This is a genomic window from Pseudonocardia sp. Ae150A_Ps1 (assembly GCF_001932315.1).
Lineage (GTDB): Bacteria > Actinomycetota > Actinomycetes > Mycobacteriales > Pseudonocardiaceae > Pseudonocardia.
On sequence record NZ_MCIJ01000001.1, the window covers coordinates 998821 to 1017799 of the forward strand.

The window sequence follows — 18979 nt, forward strand, 5'->3', positions numbered from 1 at the left end:
GCCGGGTCGAACACCCTCCCCCACATGCGGCTCGGGGAGCTCCGGCCTGGGCCGGAGCTCCCCGAGTCGTGGACGTGGCGGGACCGCCGGGCTACGGCAGAGGGCCGCCCGCGGCGATCGCCGAGAGCTTCGCGAACTCCTCGGCGTCCAGGCTCGCCCCGCCGACCAGCGCGCCGTCGACGTCGGTCTGGGCGACGATCTCCCCCACGTTCGACGACTTCACCGAGCCGCCGTAGAGGATCCGGGCGCCAGCGGCGACGTCGTCGCCGTAGAGCGCCTGGAGGGTCTCCCGCAGCGCGGCACAGACCTCCTGGGCGTCCGGGGGACCCGCCACCTTGCCGGTGCCGATCGCCCAGACCGGCTCGTAGGCCAGCACGATCCCGGCCGCCTGCTCGGCGGACACCTTCTTCAGGGCGCCGCGCAGCTGGTCGGTGCAGTGCTGCACGTGCGTGCCGGCCTCGCGGACCTCCAGGCCCTCGCCGACGCACAGGATCGGGGTGATCCCGTGCTTGAGCGCGGCGAGCACCTTGGAGTTCACGACCGCGTCGTCCTCGGCGTGGATCTCCCGGCGCTCCGAGTGCCCGACGACGACGTACCGGCAGCCCAGCTTCGCGAGCATCACCCCGGACACGTCACCGGTGTAGGCACCCGAGTCGTGCGGGGACAGGTCCTGCGCCCCGTGCACGACCCTGAGCTTGTCACCGTCGATCAGCGTCTGGACGCTGCGGATGTCGGTGAACGGCGGCAGGACCGCGACCTCGACCTTGTCGAAGTACCGGTCGGGCAGTGCGAAGGCGAGCTTCTGCACGACCGCGATGGCCTCGAGGTGGTTGAGGTTCATCTTCCAGTTGCCCGCGATGAGCGGGGTACGGGATGCCATCAGGCCTCACCCTCCAGGACCGCGACGCCCGGCAGGGTCGCGCCCTCGAGGAACTCGAGCGAGGCGCCACCGCCGGTGGAGATGTGCGAGAAGCCGTCCTCGGCGATGCCCAGCGCCCGCACCGCGGCCGCCGAGTCACCCCCGCCGACGACGGAGAACGCGGCCCCGTCGGCGATCGCCTGCGCGACCCCGCGGGTGCCGTCGGCGAACGGCGCCATCTCGAACACGCCCATCGGGCCGTTCCAGAAGATCGTCCTCGCCTCGGCGATCCGCGCGGCGAACGCGCGCACCGAGTCCGGACCGATGTCCAGGCCCAGCCAGCCGTCCTCGATCGCGTCCACCGGCACCGTCTTCGTGTTCGCGTCCGCGGAGAACGCGTCGGCGACCACGACGTCGGTCGGCAGGACGATCTTGCCGGACTCCAGCAGGGTCCGGCAGGTGCCGACCTGGTCGGACTCCAGCAGCGAGGAGCCGACGCCGTGCCCCTGGGCGGCGAGGAAGGTGAAGCACATCCCGCCGCCGACGAGCAGCGTGTCGACGGTCGGCAGCAGCGCCTCGATCACGGCCAGCTTGTCCGAGACCTTCGACCCGCCGAGCACGACGGCGTAGGGCCGCTGCGGGTCCCCGGTCAGGGTCCGCAGCACCTCGACCTCGGAGAGGACGAGCCCGCCGGCGTAGGGGTCGAGCCGCTGCGCGACGTCGTAGACCGACGCCTGCTTGCGGTGCACCACCCCGAAGCCGTCGGACACGAACGCCGCGTCGTCGCCCACGAGCGAGACCAGCTCGTCGGCGAACGCGCCGCGCTCGGCGTCGTCCTTGCTGGTCTCGCGGGCGTCGAACCGGATGTTCTCCAGCATGACGACGTCGCCCGCCGCCATGCTCGGGAGCGGCCTGCCGTGCTCCACCAGCCGGACCGGGGCGCCGAGCAGCTCACCGAGCCGCCCGGCTGCCGGGGCCAGCGAGAACCGGGCCTCCGGGCCGTTCTTCGGACGGCCCAGGTGCGCAGTGACGACGACCTGCGCGCCCGCACCGGACAGCGCCTGGATGGTCGGCACCGAGGCGCGGATGCGGCCGTCGTCGGTGATGTTCCGGTCGTCGTCGAGGGGAACGTTGAGATCGGAACGGACCAGGACGGTCCGGCCCTGAACGCCCTCGGCGACGAGGTCGTCGACGTTCTTCACAGCTTCGACGCCACCAGCCCGGCGATGTCGACCAGACGGTTCGAGTAGCCCCACTCGTTGTCGTACCAGCCGACGATCTTGACCTGGTTGCCGATGACCTTGGTCAGGCCCGCGTCGAGGATGCAGGAGTGCGGGTCGGTCACGATGTCCGAGGACACGATCGGGTCCTCGGTGTACTTGAGGACGCCCTTCAGCGGGCCCTCGGCGGCGGCCTTCATCGCGGCGTTGACGGCCTCGACGGTGGTCTCGCCCTTGACCTCGACGGTCAGGTCGGTGGCCGAGCCGGTGGGAATCGGCACCCGCAGCGCGTAGCCGTCGAGCTTGCCCTTGAGGTGCGGCATGACCAGCGAGATCGCCTTGGCGGCACCGGTCGAGGTGGGGACGATGTTCAGCGCGGCGCCCCGGGCGCGGCGCAGGTCCTTGTGCGGGCCGTCCTGCAGGTTCTGGTCGGCGGTGTAGGCGTGGATCGTGGTCATCAGACCCTTCTCGATCCCGACCAGGTCGTCGAGCACCTTGGTCATCGGCGCCAGGCAGTTCGTGGTGCAGGACGCGTTCGAGACGATGTTCTGCGAACCGTCGTAGTCACCGTCGTTGACGCCCTTGACGATGGTGATGTCCTCGTCGGACGCGGGGGCCGAGATGACGACCTTCTTCGCGCCGGCGTCGAGGTGCTTCGACGCGGCGTCGCGCTTGGTGAACAGCCCGGTGGACTCGACCACGACGTCGACGCCGAGGTCCTTCCAGGGCAGCTCGGCGGGGTCGCGGACGGCCAGGCCCTTGAAGCCCTTGCCGTCGACCACGATCTCGTCGCCCGAGGTGGTGACCTCGTAGGGCAGGCGGCCGAGGATCGAGTCGTACTTCAGCAGGTGCGCGAGCGTCGCGTTGTCGGTGATGTCGTTCACCGCGACGATCTCGATGTCCGTCGTCCCGGCGGCGCGCTGGGCGTCCACCGCCCGCCAGAAGTTCCGGCCGATGCGGCCGAAGCCGTTGACTCCTACGCGGACCGTCACAGTGCCTCCATGGGCTCGTCGTGCGTGTCGTCTTCGCCCCGGCACGCCGGGTCCCGGCGGCGGGGGTGGCAGGTCGATCGCCGCACTCCGCCCCGTCGGGCGGAGGCCACGTGCCGTGCTCGGCCGCCACCCTATCGGCGCATCGGCGCGCGCGGATCCCGCGTACCCCGTGACCTGCGCCGCGATCCGCTCCTCGCACCCGGCCGTGGCCCGTGCCGGACGCCCGGCACGGACCACCGGCGACCGCTCAGGCGATGCGCAGGAACCTCCGCCAGGCGGGACGGGTGTCGGCGACGGCGGCCGCGGCGCGCTCGTCGTCGGAGAAACCGTCGACCGGCTCGTGCGGCTGGACCGCCCGGGCGCGGGACACGAACGCCGTCGCGGCGGACAGCGCGGCGGTGACGCCGGCGGCGCCGGGCCCGGCGGTGATCGTCGCCGGGGCGGGGACGCCGAAGCGCGCGGCGGCGGCCGGCCCGTCCATCCGCTCGGCCAGTGCGACGGCGGCGGTGCCCTGCCCGTCGTCGGTGGCACCCTCGGCCTGCTCCGTGGCGGCCTCGGCCGGACCCGCCGGCTCCGGGCGCTTCGCGGCCGGGATGCCACCACTGGTGACGTCGACCAGCGCGACCTCCCAGGCGTAGGTCGAGCGCTGGTGGGCGATCCGCTCCCGCACGTGGGACGGGTCGCCGACCGCCGCCTCGCCGACCAGCAGCACGACGACGCGCTCCGGCCGGTCGTCCTCCGCACGGGCGGCGAGCTCGTCCCCGACCGCGTCGAGCAGGCGGGCGGCGCCGATCCTCAGGTCAGGGCCGTCGACCGGACGGAGCTTCGTGGCGAGCGCGGTGCGCGCGCCGCCGGCGTCCACCGGGGTCGCGGGCGGGTGCGAGCCGTCGGCCAGCGAACGCGTCAGGTCGTCACCGGTGGACAGCACGACCTGCAGCGACCCCGGCTCCGCGGCCTGGGCGTCGAGCAGGTCGACGAGGCCGGCGCGGAGGGCGGGGAGCAGCGGTCGCAGCATGCTGGATCGATCGAGATGCACGGCGAGAAGGGTGGAGCCCGGGTTCGTCACGGCGGCATCATGCCGGACCCGCCGCAGCGGCCCGGTGACGGGGTGTGATCACCGCGGAGGGCGGGCCGGAGGGGTCCGCCGACGCCGTGCGTCAGCGCCCCTCCTCCTCCAGCATCTCGGCCGTGACGGCAGACTCGGTGTCCGGGATGCCCAGCTCGGCCGCCTTCTTGTCGGCGGTCTGCAGCAGCCGCCGGATCCGGCCGGCGACCGCGTCCTTGGTCATCGGCGGGTCGGCGAGCTGGCCGAGCTCCTCCAGCGACGCCTGGGTGTGCTGGGCACGCAGCGTCCCGGCCGCACGCAGGTGCTCGGGCACCTCGTCGCCGAGGATGTCCAGGGCGCGCGAGACCCGGGCGGCCGCAGCGACCGCGGCCCGTGCGGACCGGCGGAGGTTGGCGTCGTCGAAGTTCGCCAGGCGGTTAGCGGTCGCCCGGACCTCGCGCCGCATCCGCCACTCCTCCCAGGACAGCACGCTCTGGTGCGCGCCCATCCGGGTCAGGAGCGCACCGATCGCGTCGCCGTCGCGGACGACCACCCGGTCCGCCCCGCGGACCTCACGGGCCTTGGCCGCCACCCCGAGCCTGCGGGCCGCGCCGACCAGCGCGAGCGCGGCCTCCGGGCCGGGACAGGTGACCTCGAGCGCGGAGCTGCGGCCGGGCTCGGTCAGCGAGCCGTGTGCCAGGAACGCGCCCCGCCAGGCGGCCTCGGCGTCGGACAGGTCCCCGGACACGACGGGCGGCGGCAGCCCGCGGACCGGACGCCCCCGGTTGTCGAGCAGGCCGGTCTGCCGGGCCAGCCCCTCGCCGTCGCGGATCACCCGGATCACGTAGCGGGCGCTGCGGCGCAGCCCGCCCGCCGTGATCACGTGGGCGTCGGCGGTGTGGCCGTACAGCTCGTGGATCTCGCGGCGGAGCCTGCGGGCCACCGATCCGGTGTCCACCTCGGCCTCGATGACGACGCGGCCGCCCACGATGTGCAATCCGCCGGCGAAGCGCAACAGCGAGGCCACCTCGGCGCGCCGCGACGACTGCTTGGTGACGGTGAGCCGGCTCAGCTCGTCCTTCACCGTGGCGGTCATGGCCATTCGGGGCTCCTTCCGCGCTGCGGGCCGTGGTCGTCGTTCCCTGTCGTTCCGGCCTCGCGCCGGCCCACCGGGGCCAGGACGTCGAGCACCTCGAGCAGGGCGCCCGCGAAGGCGTCCGGATCGTGCCGTGGGGTCGCTGCGTCGGCGTCGGCGACGTCGGCCAGCCACACCCGACCGCCGGGGACCAGCAGGTCGGCCGCCGCCGCGTGCAGCCTGTCCGGCAGTGGTACCGACCCGCTGTCGGCCAGGACGGCGTGCGCCCGCAGGTCGGGCGCGTGACCGGACAGTACTTCAAGGTGCTGCTCCGGCGAGAAACCGGCGGTCTCCCCCGGCTCCGGTGTGAGGTTGAGCAGCACGACGCGGGCCGCGGAGGTCTCCAGCAGCGCGTCGCGCAGGCCGGGCACGAGCAGGTGCGGCAGCACGCTGGTGAACCACGAGCCGGGCCCCAGCAGGACGGCATCGGCCTCCAGGACGGCGCGTACGGCCTCGTCGCAGGCCGGCGGATCCTCCGGCCGGAGCCACACGCGCCTGACGCGGCCGGGGGTGGAGGCGACCGCGACCTGCCCGCGGATGCGGTGCGCACGGTCCCGGCCGTCCAGTGCGACCTCCGCCTCGATGTCCAGCGGCACCCGGGCCATCGGCAGCACCCGGCCGGCGCAGCCGAGCAGCCCGCCGAGGGTCTCCAGCGCCCGGACGGGATCGCCGTCGCGCTCCAGCAGGCCGGCGAGCAGCAGGTTCCCGACGGCGTGCCCGGCCAGCGCACCGTTGCCGCCGAAACGGTGCTGCACGAGACCGGACCAGAACCGGCCGTCGGCGTCGTCGGCGGCCAGCGCGGACAGCGCCATCCGCAGGTCGCCGGGCGGCAGCAGCCCGAGCTCGCGGCGCAGCCTGCCCGAGGACCCGCCGTCGTCGGCGACGGTGACGACGGCGGTGATCCCGGCGACCGCCGGGCAGCGGCGCAGGGCGGTCAGGGTGGCGTGCAGGCCGTGGCCGCCCCCCAGCGCCACCACCCGCATCCCGTCCGGTCCGGTCACTCGCGCCCCATGTCGCGGTGCTCGACGTTGACCTGGACGCCGTCCTGCGCGGACAGCCGCCTGCCGATCTCCTCGGAGATCGCGACCGAGCGGTGCTTGCCGCCGGTGCAGCCGACGGCGACGGTCAGGTACCGCTTGCCCTCGCGGCGGTAACCGGCGCCGACCAGGTCGAGCAGCTCCAGGTAGCGGTCGACGAACTCCTCGGCGCCCTCCTGGGACAGCACGTAGTCGCTGACCTCGTGGTCGCGCCCGGTGTGCTCGCGCAGCTCGGGGATCCAGTGCGGGTTGGGCAGGAAACGCACGTCGACGACGAGGTCGGAGTCGAGCGGGAGCCCGTACTTGTACCCGAACGACAGCACCGTGATCCGCGTGGCGGCGTGCGCGCTCTCCCCCGCGAACGACCCCTCGATCCGCGACCGCAGGTCGTGCACGGACAGGTTCGAGGTGTCCACGACGAGATCGGCGTCCTCGCGGAGCGGGCGCAGCACCTCGCGCTCGGCGTTCAGCCCGTCGGTGATCCGGCCGTCGCCCTGCAGCGGGTGCGAGCGCCGGTTCTGCTCGAACCGCCGCACCAGGACGGCGTCGGACGCCTCCAGGAACAGCAGCCGCGGCCGGTAGCCCCGTCCGTCCAGGTCCTTGATGACCGCGCCCAGGTCGTCGGTGAAGGCACGGGACCGCACGTCCATCACGACGGCGATGCGCGCCACCTCGCCGCGCGCCCGCGAGCCGAGCTCCACCATCGTCGCGATCAGCTCCGGGGGCAGGTTGTCGACGACGAACCAGCCGAGGTCCTCCAGCACCTTCGCCGCGGTGCTGCGCCCGGCCCCGGACAGGCCGCTGACGACGGCGACCTCGATACCCGGGCCACCGTCCGGAACCTGCTCCCCTGTGCCCGTCATCGCTGTTCCCCCTCGGTCGACGCTCCGGTCCCGTTACCGCCGTGCAGTGCGGCAACGACGGTCTCCGCGGTGCGCCGGCCGAACCCGGGCACCCCCGCGATCTCCTCCACCCCGGCCGCGCGCAGCTTGCGCACCGATCCGAAGTGCTTCAGCAGCGCCTGCCGGCGGGCCGGGCCGAGCCCGGGGACGCCGTCCAGCGCGGAGGCCGTCATGCCCTGGGAACGACGCTGGCGGTGATAGGTGATGGCGAAACGGTGCGCCTCGTCGCGCACCCGCTGGAGGAGGTACAGACCTTCACTCGTCCGGGAGAGGATGACAGGATCGTCGTCGTCCGGGAGCCAGACCTCCTCGAGGCGCTTGGCGAGACCGCACACGGCGACGTCGGTGATCCCCAGCTCGGCGAGCTCGGCGGCCGCCGCGTCGACCTGTGGTTTCGCCCCGTCGACGACGAGCAGGTTCGGCGGGTAGGCGAACTTCTTCGGCCGGCCGGTCTCCGGGTCGATGCCGGTCCGGACGGTGTCGCCCGGGACCACCTCGTCGGACCCGGCGGTGGGCTCGGGCTCGTCGGCGGTCTCGGCCAGGAAACGCTTGAACCGGCGCCGGACGACCTCGGCGATGGACGCGACGTCGCCCTGGTCGCTCGCGTCCTTGATCTCGAACCGGCGGTACTCCGACTTGCGGGCCAGCCCGTCCTCGAACACGACCAGCGAGGCGACGACGTTCGTGCCCTGCACGTGGCTGACGTCGATGCACTCGATCCGCAGCGGGGCCTGGTCCAGCTCCAGGTTCTCCTGGATCTCCTGCAGCGCCGCCGAGCGGGCGGTGAGGTCGCCGGCCCGGCGCAGCTTGTGCTGGGCGAAGGCCTCCTTGGCGTTGCGGGCGACGGTCTCGGCGAGGTCCTTCTTGTCGCCGCGCTGGGCCACCCGCAGCGACACCTTCGAGCCGCGCAGCCCGCTCAGCCACCGTTCCAGGGCGGCCCCCTCGGCGGGCAGCACCGGGACGAGGATCTCCTTCGGGACGGGCTGCATCGCGTCGTCGGCGGCGCCGGCGAGCGCGTGCTGCTCGCCGTAGAACTGCGACACGAACCGCTCGACGAGCTGCTCGGTGTCGGTCGGCTCGACCTTGTCGATCACCCAGCCGTGCTGGCCGCGGACCCGGCCGCCGCGGACGTGGAAGACCTGGACGGCCGCCTCCAGCTCGTCCTCGGCGAAGGCGACGACGTCCGCGTCGGTCCCGTCGCCGAGGACGACGGCCTGTTTCTCCATCGCGCGGCGCAGCGCGCCCAGGTCGTCGCGCATCCGGGCGGCCCGCTCGAACTCCAGGTTCTCCGACGCCTCTGCCATCTCCTGCTCGAGCCGCCTGACCATCCGGTCGGTCCGGCCGGAGAGGAAGTCGGAGAAGCCCTCGACGATGTCGCGGTGCTCGTCGGCGCTGACCTTGCCGACGCACGGCGCCGAGCACTTGTCGATGTAGCCGAGCAGACAGGGACGGCCGATCTGGCCGTGCCGCTTGAACACCCCGGCCGAGCAGGTGCGGGCCGGGAACACCCGCAGCAGCAGGTCGAGGGTCTCCCGGATGGCCCAGGCGTGCGCGTAGGGCCCGAAGTAGCGGACCCCCTTGCGCCGCGGCCCGCGGTAGACGTGCAGCCGCGGGTACTCCTCGTTCATCGTCACCGCGAGGACCGGGTAGGTCTTGTCGTCGCGGTAGCGGACGTTGAACCGGGGGTCGTACTCCTTGATCCAGTTGTACTCGAGCTGGAGCGCCTCGACCTCGGTCCCGACGACGATCCACTCGACCTTCGACGCGGTCGTGACCATCTGCCGGGTGCGCGGGTGCAGCCCGGACAGGTCCGCGAAGTAGGAGTTGAGCCGCTGCCGCAGGCTCTTCGCCTTGCCGACGTAGATCACCCGGCCGCGCGGGTCGGAGAACCGGTAGACGCCCGGCGACTCCGGGATCGTCCCGGTCGCCGGACGGTACGTGCTCGGGTCGGCCATGGTGCTTCCCAGGGTAGTTCCGGGGACCGACACGCGGTCCGGCCCCCGGCTCCGCCGGGCGCCCCGAGCGGGGTGTAGGGACGGACCGGTGCCGGCATCCCCGCGCACCGGCGCGCCGCGGCCACCGTGGCGGGGCCGCCGTCGGAGACTGTCGGGGCCCTCCGGTAGAACCGCCCTCGAACACGAGTTCGACCCGCCCGGCCCGAGGAGAGCCCATGAGCACCGCGCACGACATCGAGTTCGGCACCGCGCCGGGCGAGGTCCCCGTCCCGGAGGCGCGGCTCGACACCATCCGGAAGCTGCTGGCCAAGGCCGAGCGCGCCGGCACGCCGGACGAGGCCGAGATCTACACCGGGAAGGCCGTCGAGATGATGGCCCGGCACGGGGTCGACGAGGCGCTGCTCGCGGCCACCGGCCCCCCGCGCACGGACCCGATCGGCCGGGCGACGATCGACATCGACGACCCGTACAGCGGGGCGAAGGCCCGGTTGCTGGGCTGGACAGCGGCGGCGCTGCGCTGCCGGTGGGTGATGCACGACCACCGCAACGGCCGGGTCGCCGCGGTGACCGTGTTCGGCCACGCGTCGGACCGGGAGCGGGTCGAGCTGCTCTACACCTCGCTGCTGCTGCAGAGCTCGGCCCAGGTGAGCGCGCTGCGCCCGCCGCACCCGGGCGAGTCGGTCGTGGCCTACCGCCGGTCCTGGATCTACGGGTTCGCGGCGCGGATCCACCAGCGGCTGCTCGAGGCCGAGCAGGAGATCGTGTCCGAGGTCGCGGAGGCGGGCGGGGCCGGGCCCGGCGGGTCCACCGGCCCGTCGGTCGAGCTGGTGCTGGCCGACCGGGGCGACCGCGTCGACGAGGCGTACGCCGCGGAGTTCGGGACGTTGCCGCGGGCCCGCAGGCCGCAGGTGTCGGGCTCGGGCCACCGGCGGGGCGCCGCCGCGGCCGACCGGGCCGATCTCGGCGGTCCCGCGGTGCAGGGCCGGGGCCGTGTGCGCGCGCTGGACCGCTGACCGGCCGGGGGCCGGTCCGGCCCGGGGCGGGTCACTCCCCCAGGACGGCGGCGCGGTGCAGCTCGCGCAGGTTCTGCACGCCGCGCACGGCGAGACCGCGGTCGACGGCCTGGACGGCGAGGACCGGGTGGTACTCGTCGTCGGGCAGCTCCAGGCGGGCCGCGGAGGCACCGTCCGGGAAGGAGACGCCGAGCACCTCGGTCCAGGGGAACCAGCGGGTGCTCAGCACGTTGCGGACCTCGATGCCGTTGCGGTCGGCGCGGGCCCGCGGCCGGGCCATCAGCAACAGCCCACCGGCGACGAACGCCCCGATCACCACCATCGCGACCTGGTCGGCCGGGCGGAAGATCACGCCGGTGTCCTCCGCGGGCATCAGGTACGCGACGACCACGAAGAAGACCATGATCGCGGCGGCACAGACCCAGGCGGTGACCAGCAGCGCGCGGGGGCGCAGCGTCACCGCGTCCGGCCCGGGCCCGGTCGCGTCGGCCCGCGGGGTGTCCTGCTGCGGCTGCTCGGTCACGGTGTGTCCTCCCTGCGGGGCCCGGTCGGGGCCACGGCTCACGTGCTGGTCGCGACGCCGGCGCGCAGGTCGCGCAGCACCAGCGCCGACTCGAGGGCGGCCAGACAGGCCTCGGTGCCCTTGTCCTCGGCCGAGCCCGGGGCACCGGACCGGTCCACCGCCTGCTGGACGGTCTCGGTGGTGAGGACACCGTTCCCGACCGGGGTGGCCTCGTCGAGGGCCACCCGGGTCAGGCCGGACGTCACGGCGTCGCAGACGTACTCGAAGTGCGGGGTGCCCCCGCGCACGACGACGCCGAGGGCGACGACCGCGTCGTGGGTGCGGGCGAGCTCCTGGGCCACCACCGGGAGCTCCACGGTGCCGGGCACCCGGACGACGGTCGGCTCGGTGCCGGATTCGCGCGCGGTCGCGACGGCCCGCTCCAGCAGGGCGTCGACGATCTCGGCGTGCCAGCGGGCGGCGACCACACCGACCCGGAGCCCGGTCGCGTCCAGCTGCGTGGCCCCGGCGGGCCTGCCCTCACCGCTCATGGCTCGATTCTCGCCGGTCCGGCGGCGCACCGGGGCACCGGGGTGTTCCCGGGCCCGGTGCGCTCCACCGGTGCCGCTCCGGTCAGCGGCCGGGGTCCGCGACGCCACCCAGGTCGGGCAGGTCGTGGCCCATCCGGTCGCGCTTGGTCCGCAGGTAGCGCAGGTTCTGCGGGGTCGCCCGGACCGGCATCGCCTCGCGGCCGACCACGCGCAGGCCGTAGCCCTCCAGGCCCGCCCGCTTGTCCGGGTTGTTGGTGAGCAGCCGCATCGAGCGCACGCCGAGGTCGGCGAGGATCTGGGCGCCGATGCCGTAGTCGCGGGCGTCGGCGGGCAGCCCCATCGCCAGGTTGGCGTCGACGGTGTCGGCGCCGGCCTCCTGCAGCTGGTAGGCCTGCAGCTTGTGCAGCAGGCCGATCCCCCTGCCCTCGTGCCCGCGCATGTAGAGCACCACGCCGCGGCCCTCGTTCGCCACGGCCTCCAGGGCGGCGTCGAGCTGGGGGCCGCAGTCGCAGCGCAGCGAGCCGAGGACGTCGCCGGTGAGGCACTCGGAGTGCACCCGCACGAGCACCTCCTCCCCGTCGTCGGCGGGGGTGCCCACGGGGCCCATGACCATCGCGATGTGCTCGACGCCGTCGAGCAGCGAGTCGTAGCCGTAGGCGAGGAAGTCACCGTGCCCGGTGGGGATCCGGGCGGTGGCGATCCGCTCGATGTGCTTCTCGAACCGGCGCCGGTAGGCGATCAGGTCCGCGATCGTGATCAGCGTGAGGTCGTGGTCGGCGGCGAAGACGCCGAGCTCCTCACCACGGGCCATGTCGCCCGCGTTCTTCTCCGACACGATCTCGCAGAGCGCACCGGCCGGCGGGAGGCCTGCCATCCGGGCCAGGTCGACGGCGGCCTCGGTGTGGCCGGGGCGGCGCAGCACGCCGCCCTCGCGGGCCTGGAGCGGCAGCACGTGCCCCGGGCGGACGAGGTCCGCGGACTCGGTCGCCGGGTCGGCGAGCAGCTGGATGGTGCGGCAGCGGTCCTGCGCCGAGATACCGGTGGTGACGCCCTCCTTCGCGTCCACGGTGACCGTGTACGCGGTCCGGAAGGAGTCCCGGTTCGTGTGGTGCATGGGCGGCAGGTCGAGCCGCTCGCAGGTGTCCTCGGTGATCGCCACGCAGACGTAGCCCGAGGTGTAACGCACGGTGAAGGCCAGCAGCTCCGGGGTCGCCTTGGCCGCGGCGAAGATGAGGTCGCCCTCGTTCTCGCGGTCCTCGTCGTCCATCACGACGACGGGCTTGCCCTCGGCGATGTCGGCGATCGCCTTCTCGATCTGGGCGAAGCGCTCCGCCCGCTCGCTCGGGCCCATCACGGTGTGCGGGTGCTCCGGCAGCTTGCCGGAGGCGTCCGCCTCCGGAGCGCTGCCCGGGGTGGTCGACGGCTCGCTCACCGCGCGGCCCCTTCCTGTCCGGACCCGGGGCTGCCCTGCAGGTACCCCGCGGTCATGCGTTCCACGTACTTGGCGATCACGTCGACCTCCAGGTTGACCGGGTCACCGGGGGCGCGCGAGCCCAGGGTGGTGTCGGCCAGGGTCGTCGGGATCAACGCCACACCGAACCCGTCCGGGTACACCGTGGCGACGGTCAGCGACACGCCGTCGACGGCGACCGAGCCCTTCTCGACGACGTACCGCGCGAGCTCGGCGGGCAGCGAGAAGCGGACCTCCTCGCTGCGGTCACCGGGGGTGCGCGAGACGACGGTACCGACACCGTCGACGTGGCCCTGCACGATGTGCCCGTCGAGGCGCCCGCCGGCGGGGACCGCCCGCTCGAGGTTGACGCCGGAACCGGCGCCGACGACGCCGATCGAGGTGCGCTTCAGGGTCTCCGGGACGAGCTCGAGGGTGAGCACCTCCGCACCCGTCCCGTCCACGACGGCGGTGAGGCAGCACCCGTTCACCGCCACCGACTCGCCGTGCCCGACCTCGGCCGCCAGTGCCGCCCGCACGGTCAGGACGACGACGTCGCCGTCGGTCCGGACGTCGACGACCTCGCCGACCTCCTCCACGATGCCGGTGAACATCGGTGTTCCCTCCTGCTATCCGATCGGCGCGAGCGCCGGTCGTCCGTCGATGACCACGTCCCCGCCGCTGCGGCGGACCTCGTCCACCTGCAACCGCACGATGTCCGCGATCGTTCCCACCCCCGCGTCACCGAGGGCGTGCGGGCCCGCACCGAGCAGGGCCGGGGCCAGGTGCACCAGCACCCGGTCGACGGCGCCTGCGGCGACGAACGCTCCGGCCAGGGTCGGCCCGCCCTCGAGCAGCACGTCCACCGTGTCGCGGCGGACGAGTTCGGCGAGCACCTCACCCGGATCGCGGGTTCGGAGGTGGACCACCTCGGCCTCCCCTGCGGCCCGGTTCGAGAGCCGCGCGCCGGGCGGGACGTCGCGGTGCCCGACCACCACGCGCAGCGGCTGGTGGTCGAACAGGGTGCCGTCGGGCCGGCGAGCGGTCAGCGCCGGGTCGTCGTCCAGGACGGTACCCGTGCGACGGTACCCGTGCCGGCGACGATCGCGTCCATCCTGCGGCGCAGGTCATGCACCTCGCCGCGGGCCTCGGGGCCGGTGATCCAGCGGCTGGTCCCGTCGGCGGCGGCGACCCGCCCGTCGAGCGTGGTCGCCACCTTCCAGGTCACGTGCGGGCGTCCGGTGTGCTGGCGGTGCAGCCAGCCCCGCAGCGGCCCGCGCCCGACCTCACCGGCGAGTGTGCCGAGCGTCACCTCGACCCCGGCCGCGCGGAGCCGGTCCAGGCCGCCCGCGGCGACCGGGTTCGGGTCGGCGAGCGCGGCGTACACCCGGGCGATCCCGGCCTCGAGGAGACCGTCGACGCACGGCGGGGTCCGCCCGCTGTGGTTGCAGGGCTCCAGGGTCACCACGGCGGTCCCGCCGGCGGCGCGGTCCCCCGCCTCGGCCAGCGCGACCCGCTCCGTGTGCGGCCCGCCGGGCGGCGTGGTGGCCCCGGTCCCGACGACGGCGCCGGCCCGGTCGAGGACGACACAGCCGACGGCGGGGTTCGGGCTGGTCGTGCCGTGCACGAGATCGGACGCGGCGAGGGCGCGGCGCATCGCGGCCGGCACGGCGTCCCGCGCGGTCGTCCGCGCAGCGTCCCGCCGTGCGGTGTGCGCGGAGTCCGGCGCCGCGTCGTCGCGTGGGGTCACCCGCCCGGTCCGGTCAGCCGGCCCAGCGGTGCGGGTTGCTGCGGCGCACGCTGTCGCGCAGGGCGGCGACGGCGCGCCCGGGGTCCTCGGCGTTGTAGACGGCGGACCCGGCGACGAAGCAGTCGACGCCGGCCTCGGCGGCCTGCTCGATGGTCTCGGCGTTGATACCGCCGTCGATCTCGACGATCAGCTTCAGGTGCCCGGTGTCGACGAGCCGGCGCGCCGCGCGGACCTTCTCCAGCACCTCGGGCATGAAGCTCTGGCCGCCGAAACCGGGCTCGACGCTCATCACCAGAAGGGTGTCGTAGTGCTTGAGCACCTCGACGTACGGGTCGAGCGGGGTCCCCGGCTTGATCGACAGGCCGGCGAGGGCGCCGGCGGCCCGCAGGTCGCGGGCGAGCATCAGCGGGTCGCGGGCGGCCTCGACGTGCACGGTAACGTTCTTCGCGCCGGCCTCGGCGTAGCCGGGGGCCCAGCGGTCCGGGTCCTCGATCATGAGGTGGCAGTCGAGCGGGATGTCGGTGGCCGCGCGCAGGCTCTGCACGACCGGGAGCCCGAGGGTCAGGTTCGGCACGAAGTGGGCGTCCATCACGTCGACGTGCAGCCAGTCCGCACCGGGGTCGACCCCGGTGTCGCCGGCCGACGCCCCCACGGCGGCGGCCTCGTCCGCGAGCCGGGCGAAGTCCGCCGAGAGGATGCTGGGCGCGATCATCGGGTGCACGACGGCAGGCTATCCCTGCCACCCACGGCCTCCGGCACCCCCGTGCGAGGGAGGAATCACACCGCGCACGAGGGTGACGGGGCTCAGCCGAGCGGCTTGCGGATCAGGGCGAGGAACATGGCGTCGGTGCCGTGCCGGTGCGGCCAGAGCTGCACCGCAGGCCCGTCGCCGAGACCGGGCAGGTCCGCGGGGAGGCAGGCGCGGGCGTCGAGCTGCTCGACCGGGCCCGCCGGGCCGGGACGGTCCTCGCGACCGACGATCCGCCCGACCACTCCGGCGGTCTCCGACACGTGCGGCGAGCAGGTCACGTACGCGACGACGCCGCCGGGCCGCACGTGCCCGAGCGCGGCGACGAGCAGCTCGCGCTGCAACCGGGTGAGCGCGGCGGTGTCCTCGGGGCGGCGGCGCCAGCGTGCCTCCGGCCGCCGGCGCAGCGCACCGAGGCCGGTGCAGGGGGCGTCGACGAGCACGCGGTCGAAGCCGCCCTCGGGCAGCGGCGCCTCACGGCCGTCGGCGACGTGCACGGTGACGGGGAGGTCGGCGGTGGCCTCGCGGACGAGCCCGGCGCGCCGCTCGCTGCTCTCGACGGCGTCGAGCGTCCCGCCGTGAGCCGCGACCAGACCGCCGAGCAGCGACGCCTTGCCACCGGGGCCGGCGCAGAGGTCGAGCCAGCGACCGGTGTCCTCGCCGAGCAGCTCGGCGCGGGCGAGCGCGGCGGCGACGAGCTGGCTGCCCTCGTCCTGGACGAGCGCGAGCCCCTCGGCGACGGCATCGAGTTCGCCGATGTCCCCGCTACCCGGCTCGAGGTGCACCCCGTAGGGCGACCAGGGCGCCTCTTCCCCGCCGGTCGCCAGGGCGAGCTCCTCGGCGGAGATCTCCCCGGGGCGGGCGAGCAGGTGGACGCGGGGCCGGGCGTCGTCGGCCGCCAGCGCGGCGGTCAGTTCCTCACCGGTGTCGCCGAGGGAGTCCGCGAACGCCTGGGCGATCCAGCGCGGGTGGGCGTGCCGGAGCGCGGCGTTGCCGACCGGGTCCTCCGCCGGGTCCGGGGCGAGCCGGTCGAGCCACTCCGCCTCGTCGTGCTCCCCGATCCGGCGCAGCACGGCGTTGACGAACCCGGCCGACTGCGAGCCGTGGTCGCCCCGGACGAGCTCGACGCAGGTCGAGACCGCGGCGTGCGCGGGAACCCGGGTCCGGAGCAGCTGGTAGGCGCCCAGCCGCAGCGCGTCCAGCAACGGGTGCTCAATCTTCGACAGCGGCCGGTCGGTGCAGGCGTCGATGACGGTGTCGAGCAGTCCCTGGGCACGCAGGGTGCCGTAGCCGAGCTCGGTGGCGAGCGCGGCGTCGCGGTCCCGGAGCCGGTACCGGCGCAGGATCCCGGGCAGCGCGAGGTTGGCGTAGGCCTCCCGCTCCCGGACGGCGGTCAGCAGGTCGTACGCGGCCTGCCGGGCCGGGTCGACGGCCGGTGGGCGGCCGGGCCCGACGCGGCCACGGGGCGGCCCCGCGTTCCGCGGGCCCGCGGTGCGCTCGCGCCGTCCACCGTCGCGCCGGTCGTCGTCGCGGCGGGGCGACCGGCCGGTGTCGCGGTCCCGGCGTGGACGGCCGTCCCCGCCGTCCCGCTGGTCCCGCCCGCGGAAGCCACCGTCGCGCGGGGCTCCGGTGTCGCGCCGCCGGGCGACGTCGCCGCCGGACCGGGAGTGGCTGGGGCGACGGTCGTCCCGGCCACCGCGGTCGGGGCGGTCGCCGCGGGCACGGTCATCACGGGGGCGGCGGTCGCCACGGTCGCCACGCTGCTCGTCGCGGCCCCGGTCCCCGCCCCAGCCGGAGCCGGTACGGCCGCCCCGGTCCCGGTCCCGGTCGTCGCGCCGCGGGCGGTCGTCGCGGCGGTCCCGGTCACCACCCCGGGGACGGTCGTCGCGCCGGTCCCGGTCGCGGGCGTCACGGGGGCGCCCGCCCCGGTCACCACCCGGCCCACGCCGGTCGCCACGGGGTGCGCCGCGGTCGTCGCGGCGGCGATCGTCGCCACGCGGTCCGGGGTCCTGCTCGCTCACGTCGTCTCCTCGGCGGTCGTCCGCCGCGGCCGGGAGCGTTTCCCGGCCGTCCTCGCTCGTCTCGCTGTCCCTCCGCGGGCCCGGTCTCCCCGGCCCCGCGGGATCACCTCAGGTACTCGCCCGGTTCGATCCGGGCCCCGCGGGCCCAGTCCGGGGCGGGCATCAGGCGTTTGCCCTTCGGCTTCACCTCACCGAGCTCCACCGGGACGGTCGACGTCCCGGCCAGCACCCGGCGTCGCTCCACGCGCAGCTCCCCCGGCGCGAGCTCGACCTCACCGGTCCGCAGCGGCCGCACCGGGCCGAGACCCAGCCGGTCGTCACGGAACTCGCACCACGCCCCGGGCTCGGGGGTCACCGAACGGACCAGGCGGTCGATCGCGGTGGCCGGCGACGCGAGGTCCACGCGCGCATCGGCAGGGGTGACCTTCGGGGCGAGGGACACCCCTTCGGCCGGCTGCGGCACCGCCTCGACGGTGCCGTCCTCGATGCCGTCCAGCGTCGCGGTGAGCAGCTTCGCACCGGACTCGGCGAGCCGGCCGAGCAGCGCTCCCGCGGTGTCGCCGCCGCCGACCGTCTCGGTCACGACGCCGAAGGTCGGGCCGGTGTCCATGCCCTCCTCCAGCCGGAAGGTCGTCGCGCCGGTCACGTCGTCGCCGTGCCGGAGCGCGGCCTGTACCGGCGCCGCGCCGCGCCAGGCGGGCAGGAGCGAGAAGTGCAGGTTGACCCAGCCGTGCGCCGGCACGTCCAGCACCGCGCGGGGCAGCAGCGCCCCGTAGGCGACGACCGGTGCGCAGTCCGGCGCGAGCTCGCGCAGCACCTCCACGAACTCCGGTCCGGCGGGCTTCGCAGGCGTGAGCACCGGGATCCCGGCCTCGTCGGCGAGCGCGCCCACGGGCGAGCGGGTCAGCCGGCGTCCGCGCCCGGACGGCGCGTCCGGCCGGGTGAGGACGGCGACGACGTCGTGCCGCGGGGAGTCGAGCAACGCCCGCAACGCGGGGACGGCCGGCTCGGGGGTGCCGGCGAACAGCAGCCTCATCGCGCCCTGCCGAACATCGGGTGCGGGCTGATCCGCACGACGGGCTCGGGCTCACCGAACCACGATGCCTCCCGGATCTCGCGCATCGCCCGCTTCCGGGTCTCGGCGTCGAGGCGGTCGACGAAGAGGACACCGTCGAGGTGGTCGGTCTCGTGCTGGATGCAGCGCGCCAGGAGCTCCGACCCCTCGACGACCTGCGGCTCGCCGTGCATGTCCCAGCCGCGGCCGACGACGGTCAGCTTCCGCCGGCAGTCGAAGCCCAGACCGGGGATGGAGAGACAGCCCTCCGGGCCGACCTGCTCCTCCTCGCCGACCGCCTCCCACGTGGGGTTGATCAGGTGACCGGCGAACCCGTCGCACTCGTAGACGAACACCCGTCTGCTCACGCCGATCTGCGGCGCGGCGAGGCCGGCCCCGCCCTCGGCGTGCATCGTGTCGGTGAGGTCGGCGACCAGCTTGCGCAGCTCCGCGTCGAAGTCGGTGACCTCGGTGGCGCGGGTGCGGAGCACGGGGTCGCCGAACAGCCGGACGGGCTGGATGGACACGGTTCTCCTCGCGGACGGTGCGGACGGACGTGCGGGCGGGCCGCGGCGGCGGGCGGCGGCCGGGAGTGGTCGGCGCTCCATTGTGCCACTGCACGTCCGCGCCGGGCCGGGCCCCGCGGCCGCGGCGCGGCGGACCCCGATGGCGCCTGCCGGCGGCGTCCGGTGGACCGGCGCACCGGCAGGACCCGGGCCGGGCGTGCCGGGCCGGGCCGGCCGTG

General features: G+C 74.9%; 16 protein-coding genes and 2 pseudogenes. 1 reads left to right on the plus strand and 17 read right to left on the minus strand.

Annotation, left to right across the window (positions count from 1 at the left end):
* Nucleotides 1-91: 91 nt before the first annotated feature.
* From tpiA to uvrC, 8 genes are all read right to left on the minus strand, one after another.
* Nucleotides 92-880 carry a triose-phosphate isomerase gene (gene tpiA, locus Ae150APs1_RS04305; RefSeq protein ID WP_075295940.1) on the minus strand — a complete coding sequence of 263 codons (789 nt, stop codon included), beginning with the start codon at nt 878-880 and terminating at the stop codon, nt 92-94.
* Nucleotides 880-2061, minus strand: coding sequence for a phosphoglycerate kinase (locus Ae150APs1_RS04310; protein WP_010232089.1), 1182 nt, complete (start codon nt 2059-2061; stop codon nt 880-882). Before Ae150APs1_RS04310 ends, tpiA begins: the two co-directional genes overlap by 1 nt.
* On the minus strand, nt 2058-3071 hold the full coding sequence (gene gap / locus Ae150APs1_RS04315; RefSeq protein WP_075295942.1) for a type I glyceraldehyde-3-phosphate dehydrogenase: 1014 nt from the start codon (nt 3069-3071) through the stop codon (nt 2058-2060). Before gap ends, Ae150APs1_RS04310 begins: the two co-directional genes overlap by 4 nt.
* A gap of 247 nt (nt 3072-3318) precedes the next feature.
* A complete protein-coding gene (locus Ae150APs1_RS04320) occupies nt 3319-4137 on the minus strand; it encodes a hypothetical protein (protein ID WP_139316800.1) in 819 nt (272 codons plus the stop codon).
* A gap of 91 nt (nt 4138-4228) precedes the next feature.
* Nucleotides 4229-5218: a DNA-binding protein WhiA gene (whiA, locus tag Ae150APs1_RS04325; protein WP_075295946.1), complete on the minus strand. Its 990-nt coding sequence runs from the start codon at nt 5216-5218 to the stop codon at nt 4229-4231.
* Nucleotides 5209-6234: a uridine diphosphate-N-acetylglucosamine-binding protein YvcK gene (gene yvcK / locus Ae150APs1_RS04330; RefSeq protein ID WP_083680386.1), complete on the minus strand. Its 1026-nt coding sequence runs from the start codon at nt 6232-6234 to the stop codon at nt 5209-5211. The genes whiA and yvcK overlap by 10 nt, the downstream gene beginning before the upstream one ends.
* 14 nt (nt 6235-6248) lie before the next feature.
* Entirely contained in the window at nt 6249-7151 is a 903-nt protein-coding gene (gene rapZ, locus Ae150APs1_RS04335) for an RNase adapter RapZ (RefSeq protein WP_075295950.1), read from the minus strand.
* A complete protein-coding gene (gene uvrC / locus Ae150APs1_RS04340) occupies nt 7148-9145 on the minus strand; it encodes an excinuclease ABC subunit UvrC (RefSeq protein WP_075295952.1) in 1998 nt (665 codons plus the stop codon). Before uvrC ends, rapZ begins: the two co-directional genes overlap by 4 nt.
* Before the next feature lie 215 nt (nt 9146-9360).
* Here uvrC and Ae150APs1_RS04345 point away from each other — a divergent pair, with 215 nt between their 5' ends.
* Nucleotides 9361-10158, plus strand: a complete 798-nt coding sequence (locus Ae150APs1_RS04345; protein ID WP_060575720.1) for a DUF2786 domain-containing protein — start codon at nt 9361-9363, stop codon at nt 10156-10158.
* A 31-nt stretch (nt 10159-10189) separates the two neighbouring features.
* Here the strand turns inward: Ae150APs1_RS04345 and Ae150APs1_RS04350 are convergent, their stop codons facing one another.
* From Ae150APs1_RS04350 to def, 9 genes and pseudogenes are all read right to left on the minus strand, one after another.
* Complete coding sequence (locus Ae150APs1_RS04350) at nt 10190-10618, minus strand: PH domain-containing protein (RefSeq protein WP_075301671.1); 429 nt, start codon at nt 10616-10618, stop codon at nt 10190-10192.
* A gap of 101 nt (nt 10619-10719) precedes the next feature.
* Nucleotides 10720-11211, minus strand: coding sequence for a 6,7-dimethyl-8-ribityllumazine synthase (ribH, locus tag Ae150APs1_RS04355; RefSeq protein ID WP_029239460.1), 492 nt, complete (start codon nt 11209-11211; stop codon nt 10720-10722).
* 82 nt (nt 11212-11293) lie between these two features.
* Nucleotides 11294-12562: a bifunctional 3,4-dihydroxy-2-butanone-4-phosphate synthase/GTP cyclohydrolase II gene (locus tag Ae150APs1_RS04360; protein WP_033199365.1), complete on the minus strand. Its 1269-nt coding sequence runs from the start codon at nt 12560-12562 to the stop codon at nt 11294-11296.
* A gap of 77 nt (nt 12563-12639) precedes the next feature.
* Nucleotides 12640-13275 (minus strand): riboflavin synthase, encoded by a 636-nt coding sequence (locus Ae150APs1_RS04365; protein ID WP_075295954.1) that lies wholly within the window; start codon nt 13273-13275, stop codon nt 12640-12642.
* Nucleotides 13276-13290: 15 nt separating this feature from the next.
* Nucleotides 13291-14318, minus strand: a pseudogene (gene ribD, locus Ae150APs1_RS04370) (bifunctional diaminohydroxyphosphoribosylaminopyrimidine deaminase/5-amino-6-(5-phosphoribosylamino)uracil reductase RibD).
* 106 nt (nt 14319-14424) lie between these two features.
* A complete protein-coding gene (gene rpe / locus Ae150APs1_RS04375) occupies nt 14425-15123 on the minus strand; it encodes a ribulose-phosphate 3-epimerase (protein ID WP_075301673.1) in 699 nt (232 codons plus the stop codon).
* A gap of 92 nt (nt 15124-15215) precedes the next feature.
* Nucleotides 15216-16616: pseudogene (locus Ae150APs1_RS04380) on the minus strand (RsmB/NOP family class I SAM-dependent RNA methyltransferase); the annotation flags it as partial.
* A gap of 667 nt (nt 16617-17283) precedes the next feature.
* Nucleotides 17284-18216, minus strand: a complete 933-nt coding sequence (locus Ae150APs1_RS04385; RefSeq protein WP_075295956.1) for a methionyl-tRNA formyltransferase — start codon at nt 18214-18216, stop codon at nt 17284-17286.
* The gene (gene def, locus Ae150APs1_RS04390; protein ID WP_075295958.1) at nt 18213-18761 is read right to left on the minus strand and encodes a peptide deformylase; all 549 of its coding nucleotides are present in this window, start codon (nt 18759-18761) and stop codon (nt 18213-18215) included. Before def ends, Ae150APs1_RS04385 begins: the two co-directional genes overlap by 4 nt.
* Between the last annotated feature and the right edge of the window lie 218 nt (nt 18762-18979).